Annotated in this window: 16 protein-coding genes; 2 read left to right on the top strand and 14 right to left on the bottom strand. The window is 64.8% G+C overall.

Annotated elements, in window-relative coordinates:
- Positions 1 to 56 precede the first annotated feature (56 nt).
- The 14 genes from FAS41_RS16345 to glnE all read right to left on the bottom strand — a co-directional run bounded on the left by FAS41_RS16345 (position 57) and on the right by glnE (position 16,855).
- Complete coding sequence (locus FAS41_RS16345) at positions 57 to 923, bottom strand: glycosyltransferase family 2 protein (RefSeq protein WP_138524235.1); 867 nt, start codon at positions 921 to 923, stop codon at positions 57 to 59.
- A gap of 35 nt (positions 924 to 958) precedes the next feature.
- On the bottom strand, positions 959 to 1,915 hold the full coding sequence (locus FAS41_RS16340) for a glycosyltransferase family protein (RefSeq protein ID WP_138524044.1): 957 nt from the start codon (positions 1,913 to 1,915) through the stop codon (positions 959 to 961).
- Between the two features lie 180 nt (positions 1,916 to 2,095).
- Complete coding sequence (locus FAS41_RS16335; protein ID WP_138524042.1) at positions 2,096 to 2,650, bottom strand: serine acetyltransferase; 555 nt, start codon at positions 2,648 to 2,650, stop codon at positions 2,096 to 2,098.
- The gene (locus FAS41_RS16330; RefSeq protein WP_138524040.1) at positions 2,650 to 3,546 is read right to left on the bottom strand and encodes a lipopolysaccharide core biosynthesis protein; all 897 of its coding nucleotides are present in this window, start codon (positions 3,544 to 3,546) and stop codon (positions 2,650 to 2,652) included. The genes FAS41_RS16335 and FAS41_RS16330 overlap by 1 nt, the downstream gene beginning before the upstream one ends.
- Before the next feature lie 84 nt (positions 3,547 to 3,630).
- Positions 3,631 to 4,764 (bottom strand): glycosyltransferase, encoded by a 1,134-nt coding sequence (locus FAS41_RS16325; RefSeq protein WP_138524038.1) that lies wholly within the window; start codon positions 4,762 to 4,764, stop codon positions 3,631 to 3,633.
- Complete coding sequence (locus FAS41_RS16320) at positions 4,748 to 6,505, bottom strand: carbamoyltransferase family protein (RefSeq protein ID WP_138524036.1); 1,758 nt, start codon at positions 6,503 to 6,505, stop codon at positions 4,748 to 4,750. Before FAS41_RS16320 ends, FAS41_RS16325 begins: the two co-directional genes overlap by 17 nt.
- Before the next feature lie 5 nt (positions 6,506 to 6,510).
- Positions 6,511 to 7,998: a lipopolysaccharide kinase InaA family protein gene (locus FAS41_RS16315; RefSeq protein ID WP_138524034.1), complete on the bottom strand. Its 1,488-nt coding sequence runs from the start codon at positions 7,996 to 7,998 to the stop codon at positions 6,511 to 6,513.
- Positions 7,995 to 8,750 (bottom strand): lipopolysaccharide kinase InaA family protein, encoded by a 756-nt coding sequence (locus FAS41_RS16310; protein ID WP_138524032.1) that lies wholly within the window; start codon positions 8,748 to 8,750, stop codon positions 7,995 to 7,997. The genes FAS41_RS16315 and FAS41_RS16310 overlap by 4 nt, the downstream gene beginning before the upstream one ends.
- Positions 8,747 to 9,481, bottom strand: a complete 735-nt coding sequence (locus FAS41_RS16305) for a lipopolysaccharide kinase InaA family protein (protein WP_138524030.1) — start codon at positions 9,479 to 9,481, stop codon at positions 8,747 to 8,749. Before FAS41_RS16305 ends, FAS41_RS16310 begins: the two co-directional genes overlap by 4 nt.
- Positions 9,481 to 10,287 (bottom strand): lipopolysaccharide core heptose(I) kinase RfaP, encoded by an 807-nt coding sequence (gene rfaP / locus FAS41_RS16300; protein WP_138524028.1) that lies wholly within the window; start codon positions 10,285 to 10,287, stop codon positions 9,481 to 9,483. The genes FAS41_RS16305 and rfaP overlap by 1 nt, the downstream gene beginning before the upstream one ends.
- Positions 10,288 to 10,392: 105 nt before the next feature.
- Positions 10,393 to 11,514 carry a glycosyltransferase family 4 protein gene (locus FAS41_RS16295; protein ID WP_138524026.1) on the bottom strand — a complete coding sequence of 374 codons (1,122 nt, stop codon included), beginning with the start codon at positions 11,512 to 11,514 and terminating at the stop codon, positions 10,393 to 10,395.
- Positions 11,511 to 12,584, bottom strand: a complete 1,074-nt coding sequence (gene waaC / locus FAS41_RS16290) for a lipopolysaccharide heptosyltransferase I (protein WP_138524024.1) — start codon at positions 12,582 to 12,584, stop codon at positions 11,511 to 11,513. Before waaC ends, FAS41_RS16295 begins: the two co-directional genes overlap by 4 nt.
- Positions 12,581 to 13,624, bottom strand: a complete 1,044-nt coding sequence (gene waaF, locus FAS41_RS16285) for a lipopolysaccharide heptosyltransferase II (RefSeq protein WP_138524022.1) — start codon at positions 13,622 to 13,624, stop codon at positions 12,581 to 12,583. Before waaF ends, waaC begins: the two co-directional genes overlap by 4 nt.
- A 285-nt stretch (positions 13,625 to 13,909) precedes the next feature.
- Positions 13,910 to 16,855 (bottom strand): bifunctional [glutamate--ammonia ligase]-adenylyl-L-tyrosine phosphorylase/[glutamate--ammonia-ligase] adenylyltransferase, encoded by a 2,946-nt coding sequence (glnE, locus tag FAS41_RS16280; RefSeq protein ID WP_138524020.1) that lies wholly within the window; start codon positions 16,853 to 16,855, stop codon positions 13,910 to 13,912.
- Positions 16,856 to 17,099: 244 nt separating this feature from the next.
- Between glnE and aceE the strand changes: the two genes are divergently transcribed.
- Together aceE and aceF are read left to right on the top strand one after the other, a co-directional pair.
- Entirely contained in the window at positions 17,100 to 19,748 is a 2,649-nt protein-coding gene (aceE, locus tag FAS41_RS16275) for a pyruvate dehydrogenase (acetyl-transferring), homodimeric type (protein WP_138524018.1), read from the top strand.
- Positions 19,749 to 19,759: 11 nt separating this feature from the next.
- Positions 19,760 to 21,397: a dihydrolipoyllysine-residue acetyltransferase gene (aceF, locus tag FAS41_RS16270; protein ID WP_138524016.1), complete on the top strand. Its 1,638-nt coding sequence runs from the start codon at positions 19,760 to 19,762 to the stop codon at positions 21,395 to 21,397.
- Positions 21,398 to 21,432: the final 35 nt, after the last annotated feature.

Below are 21,432 nucleotides of genomic sequence, written 5' to 3'. Positions count from 1 at the left end.
AGCGGGGCACCAGGCCCTCCAGGCCGGAGCAATCACATCTTTCATCAGCAAACGTCTTATTCCCGCCCGAACTTGAACAGCAAATGGCGAACCCGCCGCAGGGTAATACGATTCCAGCGCCACGGCGGAAGCTGCAGCAACAGCGACCAGGCGTAGCCCTTGTCGTTGACCACGGACTGCTTGAGCGCCTTGTTGAGGATACAGGTCATACCAGAGCCGTACGCCGGGTGATCACGGTAAGGAGCGACCGCCATCCGATCATAATGCAGCTGGTTCTTGTAGGCCGTACGCGACAGGTTGCCCTCGTGGCGGCGGTAGCCGCTGACCACCTCCGGGAGGACTTCGACCCGGTAGCCCAGGTGTGCGATCTTCAGGCTCATCTGGAAGTCCTGGATGCGGATCTGCGGATCATAACCGCCTACCCGATCCATGGCCTCGCGCCGGTACATGGCCACGGTCGCACCAATAGCGATGGCCTGCCCCAGCAGTTCGTCGAAGCTGTACTGGCGCACGGCATTGCCGGGACCGCCTTTCAGGTGCTTGCCGTCGGCATCGATGTAGACAGCGCGCCCGCCCAGGCAACCGACCTCGGGATGCTCACTCAGGTAGCTCGCCTGCAGGCTCAGGCGCCCCGGCATCATGATGTCGTCGGAGTCCGGCGTCGCCACCAGCTCACCCCGCGCATGGCCCAACGCCGTGTTGAGCGCGGCACTGACACCCTGGTTGGCCTGACGGTAGAACTGGAAGCCATGCTGTTGCTGAAGTGCCTGAATCTTCTCGGCACTGCGGTCACTGGACCCGTCATCCACCACGATCAGCTCGAAGTTGGGGTAATCCTGCCCGAGGATGCTCAGCAGCGTTTCTTCGATATAACGTTCACGGTTATAGCAAGGCACCAACACGGAAATCAGCGGGTATTCCACAGACACCTCAATAACCGGCAGGAAATGGCCACAGGTCAGATCCCCAACGCCCGGCGCCAGCGCTCCAGCATACCGGGACGCGGACGCTCACGCAGCGGGGCAGCCATGGCCTGGACGATGCGGGCGCCGATCTGGCTGAAGCCGAAGCCCTCCACCGCCAGCGCCCGTCCGGCTCCGGCAATCCGGCTCGCCTGCTGCGGGTCTTCGCGCAGCACCTGCAGCTTGCTGCGCAGCTGCGCTACGTCTTGGTATAGCACCACGTTATGCATGTCCTGCAACCCCAGCGCGCGGTTCTCCGCCTCCCCCTGGTCATACGCCAGCAGCACGCAACCACAGGCCATGGCCTCGAAGTTCTTGATCATGTACTCGCCCATGCCAACGTCCGCGCTGACGAAGAAGCGGATGCGATTGAGCGTGTTCAGGTAGTCCTCGCCCGAGTTGGTCTTGGTCACCAGCAGGTTTTCCACCTGCCCCAGCTCATCCAGCAACGCCTTGCGACCGCTGTAGGCAACACTACCGGTGCTGCCGACGAAGGCCAGTTCGATATCCCGCTCCCGCCCCAGGTCATGCAACAGGTTCTGGTCGTAGCCCTTGGGCACGAAGACCGCATCGAAGCCTTCCCGGCGCAGGCGCTCGCTGACCATGAAGCCCGAGCTGATGACCCTGACCCATGGCAGGCGGCGGTAGTGCGCACTGAACTTGCCGGTGTACTTGCAGGGAATGTAGTTCTGGTAAGCGTCGTGCTCGAGGATGACCAGGTTGGGCACGCTGCGGATGAAGGAGGCCTGGCGGATTTCCTTCTTGAAGCGCAGGAAGAACAGGATGCGGTCATACTTCGATACGTCCACGTGATCGCGGAAATACCGGCGCAGGTTGGCCTGCTCATCGCTGCTGAGCCAGCGCAGGTCGCAGTCGCAGTGTTCGGCGATGCCGTCATACAGACGGTCGAGAATGGCGCGTTGTTCTTTCTGGACCAGGAACAGAACTTTCAAGACTCACCTTTACATCCCAGAGTGCGGGCAATCGAATTAACGTGCATCCTGGGCCGGATACGGCAATCGCCCAGCTTCCATGCGCCCCGCCCGTCACCCTCCGCAAGGAAATCGGCGACAAGGACAATGCGCCGCGAAGATTAGGGGACGCTGAACAGCCCGGTCAAGGCGATGGCCGTCTCAGGATATAGCAGGCAGGATCTGGCTTTGACGGACGTTATAGAAGGTGCAACCCGCGGGGAGGTCCTTGTTGACGAAAGACATCGCCCCAATGGTGACACCACTTCCAATCTCGAGTTCATCGGCGATGATGCAGCTGTGCGCGCCGAGGCTCACATCGTCACCGATCACCAGCGAGTAGCGCGACAAGCCCAACGTCTTGATACCCACTGTGGAGTTCTGCCGAATGAAGAAATTCCTGCCGATCGTCGCGTAGCCAGTGATGACCACTCCCGGCAGGTGGGCAATCCGGAAACCGGGGCCGATCTGCGCGGCAACGCTGATGTCTACGGCATAGCGACGGTTCAACTTGCGCTGCATGCGCAACGCGTAACGACGTCGCATTCCGCCTTTGGCGTAAAGGAACTGAGCCAGGCGAAACTGCAGCAGGTAGCGGAGCACGTTGCTCTTGTAGGCCCGCTTCACGATGTTGCTGAACAGGCCGATGCGGCTACCAGGTTTCTTCTTGTTCGAGACTTCGCACTTCCAGCACTCGATCAGTTGCTGCAGATCCATCACGACCTCGCTCGCAGGTGTTTGCCATCCGCCGCTGCCACTTCTGCTTCGAGTAATGCATCCAGCTGGGTGGTTTCTATTTTCGGAACAACGCTGGCCGGCAATCGGCTGAGCGGCGACAGATTGAAAAGCCGCAGTGGATACCGGGGCGAAACCTGTTCGGCGACGATCCGGAAGCTGGGCAGGATGTAATCCTCGAAGTCCTCGTCGAGGCTGCTGGGCAGGGCGGCCGCCCCTGTTTCGTAGAAGCGCCCGATAGCCTTGTTCAGGTCCATCCCGATGAGGAACACCTGGCTGAAGCCCAGGTGGCAAGCCAGCTGTGTCGCGGCGTAGGGAATGGTACGCCCCCCGAAGTAGCCCTTGCTCATGTTGCGGCTGAAGCCGATCCGATTGGTCTTCCTGCGCAGCAGGGAGAACCCGCAGATCAGGTCAGGATCACGGCGGATGGACCAGGCATAGGAGCGATCCGAGAGCACGGCCATGCCATGGCGACGGTTGACCCGCTCCAGCAGCAGAACACCGGACCTCTGCGGCAGCAGTGTTGGGTCATGGCGATGCAGCTCCTGGAGGCAGCTCAGGCTCATCGCCAGGTGCGTGGCACTACGCGCGCCGAGGCAGGCAAGGTCGGGGCGATCGCGCACGAATCCGGGGTCGTCACAGATATAGAAGAACGGCGTGATCTTCTGGTCAGCGCAGCGAACGATGGAACCATTCATCGCAATGACCGGCCAGTCCGCATAGCGCGCCAGCGGGAACTCTCCGGCGGAAGGCCCGGATGCAAGCAGGAAAACACTCCCCTCGTATCGCCCAAGGCACTCCTCGAACTCGGTAATGGGAATCTGCACACGCCCATCGCCGAGCCAGCGTCGACCACCTTCCAGTTTGAGTTCCAGCATTTGCAATCGCGCGCTCGTCAATGAATCGCCAAAGGGCGCACCCAGCGTCCAGGCCAGTATAAATGGAGGGTGCCCGCCAGTCCGTCAGCGGGCCGGCGCGAGCAGCGCCTTCACCAGCGGCAGACTCCAGAACTCCCGGCGCACAGCCTCATCGCTGAAGCGCGTCTGCAGACGTTGCTCCATCTGCTGCGCACACATCACCCGCTGCTCGCGGTCCAGTACCGACAGATGACGCAGACCTTCGGCCAGTGCGGCATCGTCGCCCAGCGGGAAAAGAATGCCCAACCCCTCGACGATTTCTCCCGCGCCACCACCGGAAGTCGAGATCAGCGGCACGCCGGCCACCATCGCTTCCAGCAGAACCATGCCGAAAGGCTCGTGGTCGGAGGTCAGGGCAAAAACGTCGAAGGCCTTGAAGTAGCGCTTGGCGTCCGGGACCTGGCCGAGGAACAGCACGCGGTCGGCGATGCCCAGCTCGCGCGCGAGGTCCTTGAGGTCCTCCTCCAGACGCCCTTTGCCGAGGATCGCCAGCAGGCTGTTGTGCGGCAGGCGCGGCAGTGCGCGAGCGAAGCCACGCAGCAGGGTGGCCTGGTCCTTGTCCGGATGCAGGCGGCCGACGTTGCCGACCACCCAGGCATTGTCCGCCAGCCCCAGGTGTTGGCGAGCGGGATAGCGCTCGACCTGTTGTGCCTGCAGCGCGTCGACGTCGACCCGGTTGTACAGCGTCTCGATGCGTTCCTGCGGCCAGGCCGGCAGACAGGCGCGGATTTCGTCGCGCACCGCATTGGAAACACCCAGCAGGCTCAGGCGTTCGGCGAAGAAGCGCGCGAACAGCTTGCGCCCCAGGCGCTGGAAATCACCGAAACCGTGGTGCACACCGATGATCGGCAGCTTGGTGCCGAGCATGGCAATCCAGGTTGGCTTGAAACGGTGCGCGATGCAGAACCGGAAATCGCGGGATCGGGCGATCTCGCGCAGGTCGCGGATTGCCTTGAGCTTCAGCCCGCGGATATCCCGCGAGCTGTAGTCGAGGAAGAGCACCTCGTCGCTGGCGCAACCGGCCACCACTTCCGGATCGGGCGCACCGGTAAGGAACACCGTGGTGACCCGATAGCCGGTACCGGCGAACAGGCTGGCGTACTGACGGGCACAGTCGAGGAACGGCCCGTCATAGCCGTGGCAGAACTGCAGTACGCGCGGTTCAGCCGAGCGAGTCATAGGGCTCCGCGCCGTCCTTGACCACGAGGATGTCCTGCATGATCAGGTACTGCAGGTCCGAGCCGTAGAACATGTTCAGGGCGTCGGTCGGCGAGCAGACCATCGGCTCGCCACGGCGGTTCAGCGAGGTGTTGAGCGCCACGCCGTTGCCGGTGAGCCGCTCCAGCTCCTTCATCATGTCGTAGTAGCGTGGGTTGAACTCGCGCTTGAGTACCTGGGCGCGGGAGGTGCCGTCTTCATGGACGACTTCCGGCACACGGGTCTTCCACTCTTCGTTGACCTCGAAGGTGAAGGTCATGAAGGGCGCCGGGTGGTCGATCTTGAACATCTGCGGGCCGACGGTATCGAGCATCGACGGGCAGAAGGGCCTCCAGCGCTCGCGGAACTTGATCTGCGCGTTGATGCGGTCAGCCACGCCGGGGACGCTCGGGCAGCCGATGATCGAGCGGCCGCCGAGGGCGCGCGGACCGAACTCCAGACGGCCCTGGAACCAGGCCACCGGGTTGCCGTCCACCAGCACCTTGGCGATCAGTTCGGACAGGTTGTCGATCTTGCGCCAGGTCGGTTTCGCCTCGTGGCGGGCGCAGGCGGCGATAACATCTTCGTTGCTGTATTCCGGGCCGAGGTAGACGTGCTCCATCTTCTCGACCGGTACGCCGCGCTCCCAGGAGACGTAGGCCGCCGCGCCAACCGCGGTGCCGGCGTCGCTGGCCGCGGGCTGCACGTACAGCTCCTTGACCTCGGGACGGGCGATGATCTTCTGGTTGAGCTTGACGTTCAGTGCGCAGCCGCCCGCGAAGGCAATCTTGCCGGTCTCGCGAATGATGTCGCCCAGGTAATAATCCATCATCTCCAGCGCCAGCTTCTCGAACAGCGCCTGGATGCTGGCGGCGTAGTGAATGTACGGATCGTCGGCGATATCGCCTTCACGCTTCGGACCGAGCCATTCGATCAACTTGGGCGAGAAGTAGTAGCCCTTGCCCTTTTCCTTGTAGCGACGGAAGCCGATGACGTTGGCATAGTCGGTGTTGATCACCAGCTCACCGTTCTCGAACTTGGCCAGACGGGAGAAATCGTACTTGCTGGCGTCGCCGTAGGGCGCCATGCCCATGACCTTGAACTCGCCGTCGAGCATGTCGAAGCCGAGGTACTCGGTCAGCGCACCGTACAGGCCGCCCAGGGAGTCCGGATCGTAGAACTCCTTGATCTTGTGGATCTTGCCGTTCTCGCCGTAGCCGAAGAAGGTGGTGGCGTACTCGCCCTTGCCGTCGATCCCGAGGATCGCCGTCTTCTCCTTGAAGCCCGAGCAGTGGTAGGCACTGGAGGCGTGGGCCAGGTGATGCTCGACCGGCTGGATCTTGGTCTTCTTCAGGTCGAAACCCAGCTGCTGCAGGCACCACTGGATGCGCTTGTAGTAGCGGTGGTAGCGGCGGTTGCCGAGCAGGATGGCGTCCAGCGCGCGGTCCGGCGCGTAGGCGTAGCGCTTGGCATAGTGCCAGCGGGCCTTGTCGAAGATGCTGATGGGGGCGAAGGGAATGGCCACCACGTCAACGTCCGACGGCTTGATCCCGGCCTGCTCCAGGCAGAACTTGGCCGACTCGTAGGGCATGCGGTTCTTCGCGTGCTTGTCGCGGACGAAGCGCTCTTCTTCGACGGCCGCGACCAGCTTGCCGTCGATGTACAGGGCGGCGGAAGGGTCATGGCTTACGGCGCCGGACAGGCCGAGGATGGTCAATGCCACAGGGTCTAGCCTCTTTCATCTGGGCGGGTGCCAGGCACCCGCGGTAAACGTTCGTCGAGCAGCCGGTGCAATGCGCTGCCCTCTGGCCAGTTGCGCAGGAAACGCGCACGGTCGCGGGCATAGGCGCGGGCGAAGCTCGCTTCTCGCGAGTGGCGCTGCATGGCATCGAGGTCGATCAACGACCACTGCCCACCTTCGCCCTGCTCCTGCCAGAACAGGTTGTGCCCTTTCAGGTCGCCGTGGCTGATGCGCTCGCGCACCAGCGCCGCGAACAGTCTGTCCAGGGCCACAAGATCCGATTCCGGCGGCAGGCCGCCCCCCTCCGGATGGTCCAGGTAGGGTTTGAAACGGGCGATTATATCCTGACCCGCCAGGTAATCGGTAATCAGGAAGGCCGGGCCCCGCAGCCACAGCCAGCGCCGCTCGATCACCGCCAGCGGCTTGGGTGTGGCGATGCCGAGGAAGTCCAGGCGGTTGCCCTCGCGCCAGGAGGCCCAGGCGCGACTGGGGCGCCAGAAGCGCTTGAGCCAGTGCAACAGGTTCTTGATGTTGTAGCGCTTGACCACCAGAGGCCGGCCATTGAGCTCCACGCGGGCAACGGTCGCCGCGCCGCCGGTCTTGTAGATGTGTCCGCGATTTATGTAGGAATCCGGATCGGACAGCAGCGGCTGCAAGCTCTCCTCTTCTTCGCGGCGTACCGCGCGCAGGCCAAATGGCCCCCTGAACACGCTGAACAGGCTGCAGTCGCGGGCGATCTTCTTCATCAGGTCGCCGACGCGCCAGCGTCGAACCCTGGCGATTTCCTTCTGCAGCGCTTCCAACGGCAACGCGTGCTCGCCATTGGCCAACAGATAATGAATCAGCAGCTCTTCCAGATACGGATCGAGGCTCGCCGGCAGCTGGGCGAAGAATACCCCGAGGTTTTCCAGCACGTGCTTGCGCGACAGCGGCTGCCCCGGAGTTTCCGCGCGAATGCCGGCGCCGTCGATCAGGTACAGCTTGCCGGCGTGGCGCAGCAGGTTGTCCAGGTGCAGGTCTTCCTGCCACAGGCCCTTGAGGTGCAGCTGGGCGATGGCGGTCAGGGCTTCGGCGATGACGGCGGTCTGACCGTCGGACAGCAGCGGCTCGCCTTCCACGGCGCGCCAGGCGTCCCAGAGACTTTCGGAATTTTCGAGGAACTCGAAGAGCAGCCAGCCGCCTTCGCCGTCCTTCAGGCCGTCAGCCAGCAGCTGCGGCGTGGTCAGGCCCTGCTCGGCAAGTAGGCGCACGCCTTCACGCTCACGCTGGAAGTGCCGCGCAGCCTTGCCGCCGACCAGCAGCTTGGCCAGTACCGACCGGCCGCGCCAATTGGCCGCACCGACGTAGCGCTGGCCGGGCAGGACGCGCAGCAGGCGGTCCAGCCGCAGTTCGGCCGGGCCGGCACCGTCTTCCAGCTCGATGCGCAGGGGTAGCGCCGGAGCGCGGCCGGCATCGCGCAGGGCAGACAGCCTCATGCGCGGTTTTCCTTCTTCTTGCGGCGCGCACCCAGGCGACGGTACCAGTCGTCCACTTCAGGGCCGGTGGACGAGGTGCCCAGGTAGGCCGCCAGCAGGTTGCGCACGTCGGTCTCGTTCCAGTCCGGCGCACGGCGCAGCAGAGGCTCCAGGTCGCGCACGCGGTCGCGCTGGCCAAACCACAGCGGGCGGGTCTTTTCCAGGTCGATCAGGGTCGCCTCGAAGGCGTCGTCGGTTTCGCGCAGGAAGATGTGCTTGGGGTAGAAGCAGCCGTGCATCTGCCCGGCCTCGTGCAGGCGACGAGCGAGCATGCCGCAGGCGCGCAGGATGGCCTGGCGACGTTCGGCAGGCAGGTTCGACCAGCCCTGCAGCAGGCTGTCGAGGTCGCGCCAGCCGTCCAGGGCGCGGGTCATCAGGATCGCCCGGCGCTCGCCACCGACCTGCCGCGCGCCGAAGAACGCTGCTTGCATCGACGGGATGCCGAGCTGGTGATAGCGCTGGATATTGCGGAACTCGCGGCTGAAGGTCGGCTCGCCGAGCGGACGCTTCAGGCTGCGGGTCAAGTGGTTGCTCTGGCGCTTGAGGTAGTAGGCGGTGCCGTCCAGCTCCAGGCGGTACACGCTGCTCCAGCCACCACGCTCGGTGTTGGGCTCATCAACGGCTTCCAGCTGAAGAGCCCAGAGCGCATCGAAATCGGCCAGGGCGTTGATTTCCAGCAAGGCCTGGTCGCCCTCGGCAATGAAATCCTTCACTCGCGTCCCTCAAAGAAATGGACGATCTGTCGGACACGTTTCTTGTCCGACGCGTTCAGTCGCTCGCGGCGCCGGTACAGCAGGTAGAACTGCAGGCGCTGCGTGTGGGAAAGGTGGTACTTGGCGACCTTGTCGAGGGTGGCCAGGTCCTTGGTGATGCGGTAACGCAGCATGAAGCTGATCCAGAAGTCGCCGATCGGGCAGTCGATGAAGTACACCGTACCCTCCCCGTCCACCAGGATGTTGCGCCACTTCAGGTCGTTGTGGGTGAAGTGGTGGTCATGCATGGTCCGGGTGTAGCCGGCCAGCTGACGCATGACGTGCTCGACCCAGGCGCGATCCTTCAGGCGCGGATCGTTCTGCTTGGCCAGGGCATGCAGGTCCTCGGTGCCAACCAGCTCGCGGGTGATGATCGCGCCACGGGAGAAGCCGCCGTTGACGCGTTCCAGGCCATAGGCCACGACCTGTGCAGTCGGTATGCCCCACTTGGCGAACTGTTTGAGGTTCTGCCACTCGGCCTTCACCCGTGGGCGCGGCAGATAACGGCGGAAACCCTTGCCCGGCTTGCGGTAACGCTTGACGTAATAGCGCACGCCGTCGCGTTCGATGCGCACGACGTCGGACATCGCATCCTTGGTGATGCGCTCGCCTTCGAGGGCAAACACGGCATCCAGGCTGCCGAAATCGGCGGCGAGATGCTGGTAGTCGGCTTCGAGTACCCAGCCGGCCATCAGAGCAGGTCTCCGTAGCGTTGTTTGCGGTCGTAGAGCTTGGCCGCCTTGCGTTCCATCCACGCCAGCAGCGCAGCTTCCTCGCGGAGGATGTCACGCAGCGGACGCTGGAAGTAACCGCACAGGAAGCGCAATTTGTCACGGCGCGTAAGGCCGATGTCCAGCGCGGAGAAGTACAGCGCCGCCAGGTCCTTGTCGCGCCAGCGGCGTGGGGTAGCAGTGCGGGTCTGAGCGCGGTGCAGGTCGATCACCGACAAGCACAGGTCATCGGCGCTGATCGGGCGGTCAGTGTGCAGCAGGAAGTGGCAGATATAGCAGTCGCGGTGGTTCACCCCGGCGCGATGCATGGTGCCGACCATCTTCGCCACTTCGGCGATCAGCGCACGCTTCAGGCGTGGCTCGGGCGGCGTCTGCAGCCAGTCCAGCGAGAGGACTTCCAGGTCGGTGGTCGGCGCCAACTCCTCGGTGATGATGAAGGAGTGCTGCGCGGCCGGATTGCCGCCACGTTCGCCGTAGGCCACCGAGGTCATGGTCGCCACGCCGGCCTGGTGCAGGCGCTCCAGGGCGCGCTGTTCCTGGCCCGCACCCAGCACCGGGAGCTTGGCACTGAACAGGTTCTTGACGATCTCGCCCCAGCCGATGCCGCGGTGGATCTTCACGAAATAACCGCGCCCTTGGACTTCGGTGCGCAGCGTGCGGCGGCCTTCCAGCTCGCGATAGACCTTGCCCTGCAGGCGCTCGACTTCGGCGAACGGGTCCTTGCCGGCCCAGAGGCTTTTGAACGGTTCGTGCAGCTCAAGCTTCATGGGCAGCGCCTTTGTAGGAGCGAGCTTGCTCGCGAACCCGCATGACACTGCGGCATGCCGGGAAATGCTTCGCGAGCAAGCTCGCTCCTACGAGAGCCAAAGCGTTCATGCGCGCTCCCGCAGGATCAGATCGGCGGCGTGCTGCGGCATGCTGTAGAGATCGGCGCTGTCGGCGAAGGCCAGGCCATTGCGCGACCAGTCGGCGCGCGCCACGTCGTCTTCCAGCATGTCCTTGAGCATGGCGTTCAGGCGCTCCTGCTCGAAGGGCGACGGCACCACGCGCCCGGCTTTCGCCTCGTCGATGTAATGGGCGTAGCCGCAGACGTCGGTGACCAGCACCGGCAGGCCCGCGACCAGCGCTTCCAGCAGCACGGTGCCGGTGTTTTCGTTGTAAGCCGGATGAATCAGCAGGTCGGCGCCGAGCAGGAAGCGCGGAATATCGCTGCGCCCCTTGAGGATCTGCACGTTGTCCGACAGCCCCAGCGCCTTCACCTGCAGCAGGAACGGCTTGGGATCGTCCTGGCCGATGGCGATCAGCCGGGTGCGCTTGCGCAGCGAGCGCGGCAGCGCGGCCAGCGCCTTGAGGCTGCGGTCCAGGCCCTTGGTCTTGAAACCGGAGCCGATCTGCACCAGCAGCAGGTCGTCGTCACCCAGCTTGAACTCGCGGCGGAAATCGGCGCGGATCTCGGCGGCGTTGGCCGGCGCGCGACGGTCCTGGGCGATGCCCGGCGGCAACAGATGGAAACGTGCCTCGGGGGTGCGGTAATGCTTGATGAACAGCGGTTGCTGGACTTCGGAGATCATCAGGATCTCGGTCTTGGACTCCGGTGCAAACACCGCACGCTCATAATCGGCGAAGTGCTTGTAGCGGCCCCAGCGACGGTAGAAGGAATTGCGCAAGGTCTGCGCCTTGTCCTCGAAGCAACCGTCGGCGGCGTAGTAGACGTCCAGACCGGGCATCTTGTTGAAACCGATCACCCGGTCCACCGGCGAACGCGCGAGGTCCGCCGCCAGCCAGGCGCTGAATTTCTCGTTGCGGCGGTGGTTGAACAGCGACTTCACCGGCGCCACCCGCACGTCGAAGCCAGGCGGCACTTCGCCCTCCCAGATCGGCGTGTAGACGCGGATGGAGTGGCCGCGCTGCTGGCACTCCAGGGCAATGCGCATGAAATCGCGCTGCAGCCCGCCGAACGGGAAGTATTTGTAGAGAACGAAAGCCAGGGTCATCGAAGCGTCTCCGGGGCCAGCAGCAGTGCCTCCAGCTGGGTGGCCACACGCTGGGGATTCAGGCGCGTGAAGCACAGAGGCTGTTCATGCCGCAGGTCGAACTGGCGCTTGTCTTCGGCCGTCGGCTGGTAGGTGCAGGTCTTCTGCAGGCACGGCGCACACGAGGGCCAGTCACTGGCCAGGTGCACCTGCGAGCGCCCGTAGGCCCCCGTAAGACCGGGGTTGGTCGGACCGAACAGCGATAGCGTCGGCACGTCCAGGGCGGCTGCCAGGTGTCCGAGTCCGGTGTCGACCGCCACGCAGGCGGAAGCGCCGGCCAGGACCTTGGCCATGCCTGCGAGGCTTAATTTGGGGAGCACCGAGGCGTTTTCCAAGCCTTCGGCAAGCCGTTCAGCGCGTTGCCGCTCGGCTTCGTTGCCCCAAGGCAGGCGAACCTGCCAGCCGCGCTCGCCCATACGCTGGGCCAACTCGCGCCAGTAAACCTCGGGCCAGTGCTTGGTCACCCAGGTGGTGCCGTGCAGGAAGACCAGGTAGGGCTCGGTTTCCACCGAATCCAGCAGGCGATTGCGGTCCAGGCCGTAGTCACCGGTGTCAGCGGGCAGCGGGTAGTCCAGCGCCTGGGCGAACAGCTGACGCACGCGCTCGACGGCGTGCTGGCCCCAGGCGACCGGGTAGGTCCGGTTATAGAAGCGGCTGGCGGCCGGCTCGCGGGCCGACGCCTTGTCCAGCCCGGCGATCGGCGTGCGGCGGCGCGCATAGCGGGTCAGCCAGGCACTCTTGAGCAGGCCCTGGGCATCGATCACCAGGTCGTAGTCGACCTCCTTCAGGCGGCGCTTGAAGCGACTCCACTCACCGCTCTTGAGGGTCTGCCAGAGATTCTTGCGCCAGCGCCGGATCGCCACCGGGATCACCTGGGCCACGGCCGGGTGCCAGGCAGGAATCTCGGCGAAGCCCTCTTCCACCACCCAGTCGAACTGGATGCCGGGAATGGCGCGGGCAGCGTCGGTCAGTGCTGGCAGGGTATGGATGACATCGCCCAGGGACGAGGTCTTGATCAGCAGGACCCTCATTCGGCGCTTTCCACATCCACCGGGTCAGCGACCAGTCGGTCCAGCGCTTCGATCACCGGGCGCGGCTTCAGCTCGCGCAGGCAGTTGTAGTGGCCGAAGCGGCACACGCGATCGAAGCAGGGGCTGCATTCCAGGCCGAGGCGGACGATTTCCACGGCATCGGCCAACGGCGGGGTGAACTGCGGCGAAGTGGAGCCGTAAACCGCCACCAGCGGGCGGTTCAGCGCGGCGGCCACGTGCATCAGGCCGGAATCGTTGGTGATCACGGCGCCTGCGCAGGACATCAGGTCGATGGCCTCGGACAGCGCGGTCTCGCCGGCGAGGTTCACCGATTCTTCGCGCAGCCCGGGAATCAGGCGCATGCGAATGTCTTCGCCGCCGGGGTGGTCGTTCTTCGAGCCGAAGATCCACACCTGCCAGCCGGAGCGGATCTTCACCTCGGCGACCTTGGCGTAGTACTCCGCCGGCCAGCGCTTGGCCTCGCCAAACTCGGCGCCGGGGCACAGCGCCAGCACCGGGCGATCCAGGCTCAGGCCGAACTTGGCCAGCGCGGCCTCGCGGCTCTGTGGGTCGATGGCCAGGCGCGGCTGTGGATAAGGTTGCGGTAGCTCGGCGCCCGGCGCATAGGCCAGGGCCATGAAGCGCTCGATCATCAGCGGGTAGCGCTCTTTATCCAGCGTGCGGATATCGTTGAGCAAGCCGTAGCGCATCTCGCCCTTCCAGCCGGTGCGCTTGGGGATGCCGGCGAAATACGGCACCAGCGCCGACTTGAGCGAGTTGGGCAGGAGGATCGCCTGGTCGTACTGGCCCTTGAGGGTCTTGCCGATGCGCCGGCGCGAGGCGATGTCCAACACGCCATGGCCGAGCGGGAAGCTCAGGGCCTGGCGCACCTCGGGCATGCGCTCGAGGATCGGCCGGCTCCAGTCGGGCGCCAGCACGTCGATCACGCAGTCCGGATGCTGCTGCTTCAGACACTGGAAGAGTGTCTGCGCCATCACCATGTCGCCCACCCAGGAGGGGCCTACGATCAGAATTCTCATGCCTTTTCCAGAAACGACCGGGGAGGCTCTCGCCTCCCCGTACTCCATTCATCCAGCCGTGCGGTGCTTGCCCTCACGGTCAGGTGCCGAGCATCGAATGCCGGCAGTCTAGCCCAGCGCACCTGGCGGCCGGGCGGATTTCGTCACTCCCTGTGACCTGGCGCAATGGCATCACGCGCCCAACTCCTGACCTCTGTATAGCTGCACAAGCAACCGACAGCGCGGCCCGCTCCGGCGATCATCATCCCGCCGGATGCTGGCTACTTCATAGGAAATCGCAGCGAATCAGGTCAGCTCGAAGGCCTTCCACATCTGCATCACCATGCGTCTTTCCGCATGGAAGTGGTCGCCGCTCACCACGCCTGGCTGCTTCTGCAGGGACAATCGGTGCGCCGCCGCCCGGTAGGCCTTATAGGCGTCCTGCAACTTCAGGACATCCTCACCGGACATCAACCCGACCCGCTCCAGTGCTTCCAGGATGCGGATATTGTCGGTGAACTCCACCAGCTCCGGGTGTTGCCACGACCAGGCCAGGGCCGCGTATTGCACCATAAATTCGATATCGACGATACCACCGGCATCCTGCTTGAGATCGAACGGGGCCGCGGCCTCGAAGGCATTCGGCGCGGTGCCGGCAGCCGTGCTGGGGGTGCCGAGGTTGTCGCGCATCTTGGCGCGCATCTCGCTGACCTCCTTGCGCAACTCCGGCAGATCGCGTTGCTGGCCGAGCACTTTCGCGCGGATCGCCTCGAAGGCCCTGGCCACCCGCTGGCAGCCGGCGAGCACCCGGGCGCGCACCAGCGCCTGGTGCTCCCAGGTCCAGGCCTCGCCCAGCTGGTAGGCCTCGAAGGCGCGCAGCGAGCTGACCAGCAGGCCGGAGGCACCGCTGGGGCGCAGGCGCATGTCCACTTCATAGAGCATGCCCGAAGGCGTCTGCGCGGTGAGGAAGTGGATGATCTTCTGCCCCAGGCGCGTATAGAACTGCGCCCCATCGATGGGCTTGGCGCCGTCGGTCTCGCTCTGCGGGTCGCCATCGTGGATGAATACCAGGTCCAGGTCGGAGCCGTGGCCCAGCTCCAGGCCACCGGACTTGCCGTAGCCGATGATGATGAAGTCCGGATCGCACGGCGTGCCGTCCACACGGGTCGGCCGGCCGTGGCGCTGCACCAGTTGGTCCCAGGTCAGGCTCAGCACCTGTTCGAGGATCGCTTCGGCCAGCCAGGTCAGGTAGTCGCTGACCTTCATTAAAGGCAGAGTCCCGGCGATCTCCGAGGCCACCACGCGCAGGCCGTGGGCCAGCTTGAAGTGGCGCAGGGTTTCCATCTGCTGCTCGAGGTCGTCCTCCGGGATACGCATCAGCCGTTCGCGCAGCTCGGCACCCAGCTCGGCAGCCTGCGGCGGGCGGAACAAGCGCCCTTCATTCAATAGCTCGTCGAGCAGAATGGGGAAGCGCGCAATCTGCTCGGCCACCATCGGGCTGGCCGCACAGAGCGTCAGCAGACGCTCCAGCGCGCCGGGGTTTTCGGTCAGCAGCACGAGATAGGCGGAGCGCCGCGCCACCGCCTCGATCAGCGGCAGTGTGCGCTCCAGCAGTACATCCGCCGGGCCGCGCTCGGCAATCATGTTCAGCAGGCGCGGCATGAAGGCGTCCAGCCGCTCGCGGCCCAGGCGCTGCATGGCGCGCACCTGCGTACCGTGGCGCAGGTCGGTGAGGCGTTTCCAGGCCGCCGCCGGCTGGGTGAACCCGGCGTCGGCGAACTGCCGGCAGGCAGACTCTTCATCCACCGCCTCTTCCCACAAGGGGATCCACTCGCCACCGATGGTGGTATCCACCTGGCCTTCTGCATCTTCATCCGGATCGGCGATGACCTGGCGGAAGTGCCAGTCGATGCGGTCGCGCCACTGGTTGGTGGCCTGGTGGAAGGCCGACCAGTTGGCGAAGCCCATGATGAAGGCGACGCGGATACGCTCGAACTCGTCCTCCGGCAGCATCTGCGTCTGGCGGTCGGCGATGGCCTGCAACGCGTGCTCGGCATAGCGCAGGAATTCGTAGCCCTCGCGCAATTCGGCAACCACCTGCGGCGGCAGGTAACCCTGCCCTTCGAGGATCGCCAGCACGCGCAGCAGCGGCCGCTGCTGCAGGCTCAGGTCGCGACCGCCATGGATCAACTGGAAGGCCTGGGCGATGAACTCCACCTCGCGGATGCCGCCGGCGCCCAGCTTGATGTTCTCGCTCATGCCCTTGCGCCGGACTTCCTGCTGGATCAGCTGCTTCATGGTGCGCAGCGCCTCGATGGCGGAGAAGTCCAGGTAGCGGCGGTAGACGAACGGGCGCAGCAGGTCCAGCAGGCGCTGGCCGGCCTCCTGGTCGCCACCGACCACGCGAGCCTTGATCATCGCGTAGCGTTCCCAGTCGCGCCCCTGATCCTGGTAGTACTGCTCCAGCGCAGCGAAGCTGTGCACCAGCGGGCCGCTGGAGCCGTAGGGGCGCAGACGCATATCGACGCGGAAGGCGAAGCCTTCGACGGTGATGGCGTCCAGCGACTTGATCAGCTTCTGCCCCAGGCGAGTGAAGAACTCCTGGTTATCCAGCGCACGCTTGGCGCCCTGGGTCTCCCCACCCTCGGGGTAGCCGAAGATCAGGTCGATGTCCGAGGACAGGTTCAGCTCGCCAGCGCCCAGCTTGCCCATCCCCAGCACGATCATCTTCTGCGGCAGGCCCGAGCGGTTGCCGATGGGCACGCCGAACTGCTGGCAATGGCGCTGATAAAGCCAGGCCAGGGACTGGTCGATGCTGGCGTCGGCGAGGTCCGACAGGTCGCGACAGGTGCCCGCGAGGTCGCTGCGGCGAGTCAGGTCGCGCCAGATGATGCGCATCTGCTGGCGTCGACGGAAGCGACGCAGGCGGCGGCCCAGTTCGTCCTCGTCGGCGCAGTCGGCCAGCAGCGCTTCCAGTTGCGCGCCCATCTCACCGGGCTGCAGGGCACGCTCCAGTTCGCCGGTCGCGGCCAACGCCAATAGAAAGGCAGGATCGCGCTGGACCTGCTCGGCGACGAAATCGCTACCGGCGGTGACGCGGGCGAAATCGGCATGCCGCTCGTCGGACCAGCTGTCGAAGCTGTCGATCTGCTCGGCGGAAAGCGCGGCGATGGCGGTACGGAAATTCTGCTCAGCGCGCTCGGCGAGAGGCTTGAGAGTAGCCGGCAAAGCGGCCAGGGACGGCAGGCTCATGGTCTATCCTGAGTGGTCGGCGAGGCGCCGGCATTCCTGTCTTTTCGTGCCCCTGTAGTTTTACTACTAACTTTTTCGAGGGGAGGGATGTATCCGCTGGCGATTTGTAGTAAAACTACAACCCGCCGGGCGTACCCCCGGAGCACTTCCAAGAATTCGCCGCGTCGCCCACGAGGTTGGCGCAGCTATCGGCAACGATCTACTGGCTTCCGATTCTGGAAGCCTTTCCGCCCTGGAGCAAGCCATGCAAGACCTCGATCCCGTCGAAACCCAGGAATGGCTGGACGCCCTGGAATCGGTCCTGGACCGTGAAGGTGAAGACCGCGCCCATTACCTGATGACCCGCATGGGCGAGCTGGCCAGCCGGTCCGGCACCCAACTGCCCTACGCCATCACCACGCCGTACCGCAACAGCATCCCGGTGACCCACGAAGCGCGCATGCCCGGCGACCTGTTCATGGAGCGCCGCATCCGCTCCCTGGTGCGCTGGAACGCCCTGGCGATGGTGATGAAGGCCAACAAGAACGACCCGGATCTGGGTGGCCACATCTCCTCCTTCGCCTCCTCGGCGACTCTGTATGACGTTGGCTTCAACTACTTCTTCCAGGCCCCGACCGACGAGCACGGCGGCGACCTGGTGTTCTTCCAGGGCCACGCCTCCCCCGGCGTCTACGCCCGCGCCTTCCTCGAAGGCCGCATCAGCGAAGACCAGCTGAACAACTTCCGCCAGGAAGTGGACGGCAACGGCCTGTCTTCCTACCCGCACCCCTGGCTGATGCCGGACTTCTGGCAGTTCCCGACCGTATCCATGGGTCTGGGTCCGATCCAGGCGATCTACCAGGCGCGCTTCATGAAGTACCTGGAAAGCCGCGGCTTCATCCCCGCCGGCAAGCAGAAAGTCTGGTGCTTCATGGGCGACGGCGAGTGCGACGAGCCTGAATCCCTGGGCGCGATCTCCCTGGCCGGCCGCGAGAAGCTGGACAACCTGATCTTCGTCATCAACTGCAACCTGCAGCGCCTCGACGGCCCGGTTCGCGGCAACGGCAAGATCATCCAGGAACTCGAAGGCGTGTTCCGTGGCGCCGAGTGGAACGTCAACAAGGTGGTCTGGGGTCGCTTCTGGGACCCGCTGTTCGCCAAGGACACCGCCGGCCTGCTGCAAGCGCGCATGGACGAGGTCATCGACGGCGAGTACCAGAACTACAAGGCCAAAGACGGCGCCTACGTGCGTGAGCACTTCTTCGGTGCCCGTCCGGAGCTGCTGGAGATGGTCAAGGACCTCTCCGACGAAGAGATCTGGAAACTCAACCGTGGCGGCCACGACCCCTACAAGGTCTATGCGGCCTACCACCAGGCGGTCAACCACAAGGGTCAGCCGACCGTCATCCTGGCCAAGACCATCAAGGGCTATGGCACAGGTTCGGGCGAAGCGAAGAACATCGCGCACAACGTCAAGAAGGTCGACGTCGAGTCCCTGAAGTCGTTCCGCGACAAGTTCGACATCCCGGTCAAGGATGCCGACCTGGAAAACCTGCCGTTCTACCGCCCCGAAGAAGGCAGCGCCGAAGCCAAGTACCTGGCCTCCCGCCGTGCTGCGCTGGGCGGCGTGATGCCGGTTCGCCGCGAGAAGAGCTTCCAGGTCCCGGTTCCCCCGCTGGAAACCCTCAAGGCCATGCTCGACGGCTCGGGCGACCGCGAAATCTCCACCACCATGGCCTTCGTGCGGATCATCTCGCAGCTGGTCAAGGACAAGGAACTCGGCCCGCGCATCGTCCCGATCGTTCCGGACGAAGCCCGTACCTTCGGTATGGAAGGCATGTTCCGTCAGTTGGGTATCTACTCTTCCGTCGGCCAGCTGTACGAGCCGGTGGATAAAGACCAGGTGATGTTCTACCGCGAGGACAAGAAAGGTCAGATCCTCGAGGAAGGCATCAACGAAGCCGGCGCCATGTCCAGCTGGATTGCCGCGGGTACCTCGTACTCCACGCACAACCAGCCGATGCTGCCGTTCTACATCTTCTATTCGATGTTCGGCTTCCAGCGTATCGGCGACCTGGCCTGGGCCGCTGGCGACAGCCGCGCCCACGGCTTCCTGATCGGCGGTACCGCCGGCCGTACCACCCTGAACGGTGAAGGCCTGCAGCACGAAGACGGTCACAGCCACCTGCTGGCAGCGACCATCCCGAACTGCCGCACCTACGATCCGACCTATGCGTACGAGCTGGCGGTGATCATCCGCGAAGGCTCGCGGCAGATGATCGAAGAGCAGCAGGACATCTTCTATTACATCACCGTGATGAACGAGAACTACGTCCAGCCGGCCATGCCCAAAGGCGCCGAGGAAGGCATCATCAAGGGCATGTACCTGCTCGATGAGGACAAGAAGGACGCCGCGCACCACGTGCAGCTGCTGGGTTCGGGCACCATCCTGCGCGAAGTCGAAGCCGCCGCGAAGATCCTGCGCGAAGACTTCGGCATCGGCGCCGACGTCTGGTCCGTTCCAAGCTTCAACGAACTGCGCCGCGACGGCCTGGCCGTGGAGCGCTGGAACCGCCTGCACCCGGGTCAGAAGCCCAAGCAGAGCTATGTCGAAGAGTGCCTGTCCGGCCGCAAGGGCCCGGTCATTGCCTCCACCGACTACATGAAGCTCTATGCCGAGCAGATCCGCCAGTGGGTTCCGAGCAAGGAATTCAAGGTCCTGGGCACCGACGGCTTCGGCCGCAGCGACAGCCGCCGCAAGCTGCGCGACTTCTTCGAAGTCGACCGCCACTGGGTGGTGCTGGCCGCGCTGGAAGCCCTGGCTGATCGCGGTGATATCGAACCCAAGGTCGTGGCGGAAGCCATCGCCAAGTTCGGCATCAACCCCGAAAAACGTAACCCGCTGGACTGCTGAGGAGAGGCACGATGAGCGAACTGATTCGTGTACCCGACATCGGCAATGGCCAGGGTGAAGTCATCGAGCTGCTGGTCAAGGTGGGCGACACCGTCGAGGCCGACCAGAGCCTGCTGACCCTGGAATCCGACAAGGCCAGCATGGAAATCCCCTCGCCCAAGGCCGGCGTGGTGAAAAGCCTGAAGGTCAAGGTGGGCGACACCCTGAAGGAAGGCGACGAGATCCTCGAACTGGAAGTCGAGGGTGGTTCGGCTGCCGCCGAAGCGCCCAAGGCCGAAGCACCGGCTCCGGCCGCCGAGGCACCGAAGGCAGAGGCTCCGGCCGCTGCCCCGGCTGCCGCGCCCGCCGCTGGCGCCAGCGTCCAGGACATCCACGTCCCGGACATCGGCTCCGCCGGCAAGGCCAACGTCATCGAAGTCATGGTGAAAGCCGGCGACACGGTCGAAGCCGACCAGTCGCTGATCACCCTGGAGTCGGACAAGGCCAGCATGGAAATCCCCTCGCCGGCTTCCGGCGTGGTAGAGAGCGTATCGATCAAGGTCGGTGACGAAGTCGGCACCGGTGACCTGATCCTCAAGCTCAAGGTCGCAGGCGCTGCTGCCCCGGCCGCGGCGGAAGCTCCGGCTGCTGCTCCGGCTCCGGCCGCTGCTCCTGCCGCCGCTCCCGCGCCGACCGCCGCAGCTCCGGCCAAGGCACCTGAAGCTGCTCCGGTGGGTGCGCCCAGCCGTGACGGCACCAAGGTCCACGCCGGCCCCGCCGTGCGCATGGTTGCCCGCGAGTTCGGCGTCGAGTTGGGCGAAGTCAAAGGCACCGGTCCGAAAGGCCGCATCCTCAAGGAAGACGTGCAGGCGTTCGTCAAGGAACAACTGCAACGCGCCAAGTCCGGCCCGGCTGCGGGCGCTACCGGTGGCGCGGGCATCCCGCCGATCCCGGAAGTCGACTTCAGCAAGTTCGGCGAAGTGGAAGAAGTGGCCATGACCCGCCTGATGCAGGTCGGCGCCGCCAACCTGCATCGCAGCTGGCTGAACGTGCCGCACGTGACCCAGTTCGACTCGGCCGACATCACCGAGATGGAAGCCTTCCGCGTGGCCCAGAAAGCCGTCGCGGAGAAGGCCGGGGTCAAGCTGACCGTACTGCCGATCCTGCTGAAAGCCTGCGCCCACCTGCTCAAGGAAATGCCGGACTTCAACAGCTCCCTCGCCCCCAGCGGCAAGGCGCTGATCCGCAAGAAGTACGTGAACATCGGCTTCGCCGTGGACACGCCGGACGGTCTGCTGGTCCCGGTGATCAAGAACGTCGACCAGAAGAGCCTCCTGCAGCTCGCCGCCGAAGCCGCCGAACTGGCCGAGAAAGCGCGCACCAAGAAGCTCTCCGCCGACGCCATGCAGGGCGCCTGCTTCACCATCTCCAGCCTCGGACACATTGGCGGCACCGGCTTCACGCCGATCGTCAACGCGCCGGAAGTGGCGATCCTGGGTGTCAGCAAGGCGACCATGCAGCCGGTGTGGGACGGCAAGGCCTTCCAGCCGCGCCTGATGCTGCCGCTGTCGCTGTCCTACGATCACCGCGTGATCAACGGGGCGGCCGCTGCGCGCTACACCAAGCGCCTGTCGGACCTGCTGGGCGATATCCGCACCCTGCTCCTGTAAGTGCGGCTGCTGTAAGTGTTGTAAAGGCCGGCCCC

It is taken from the genome of Pseudomonas nicosulfuronedens (assembly GCF_005877905.1).
Taxonomy (GTDB): domain Bacteria; phylum Pseudomonadota; class Gammaproteobacteria; order Pseudomonadales; family Pseudomonadaceae; genus Pseudomonas; species Pseudomonas nicosulfuronedens.
This window is presented reverse-complemented; position numbering and strand designations above follow the sequence as displayed.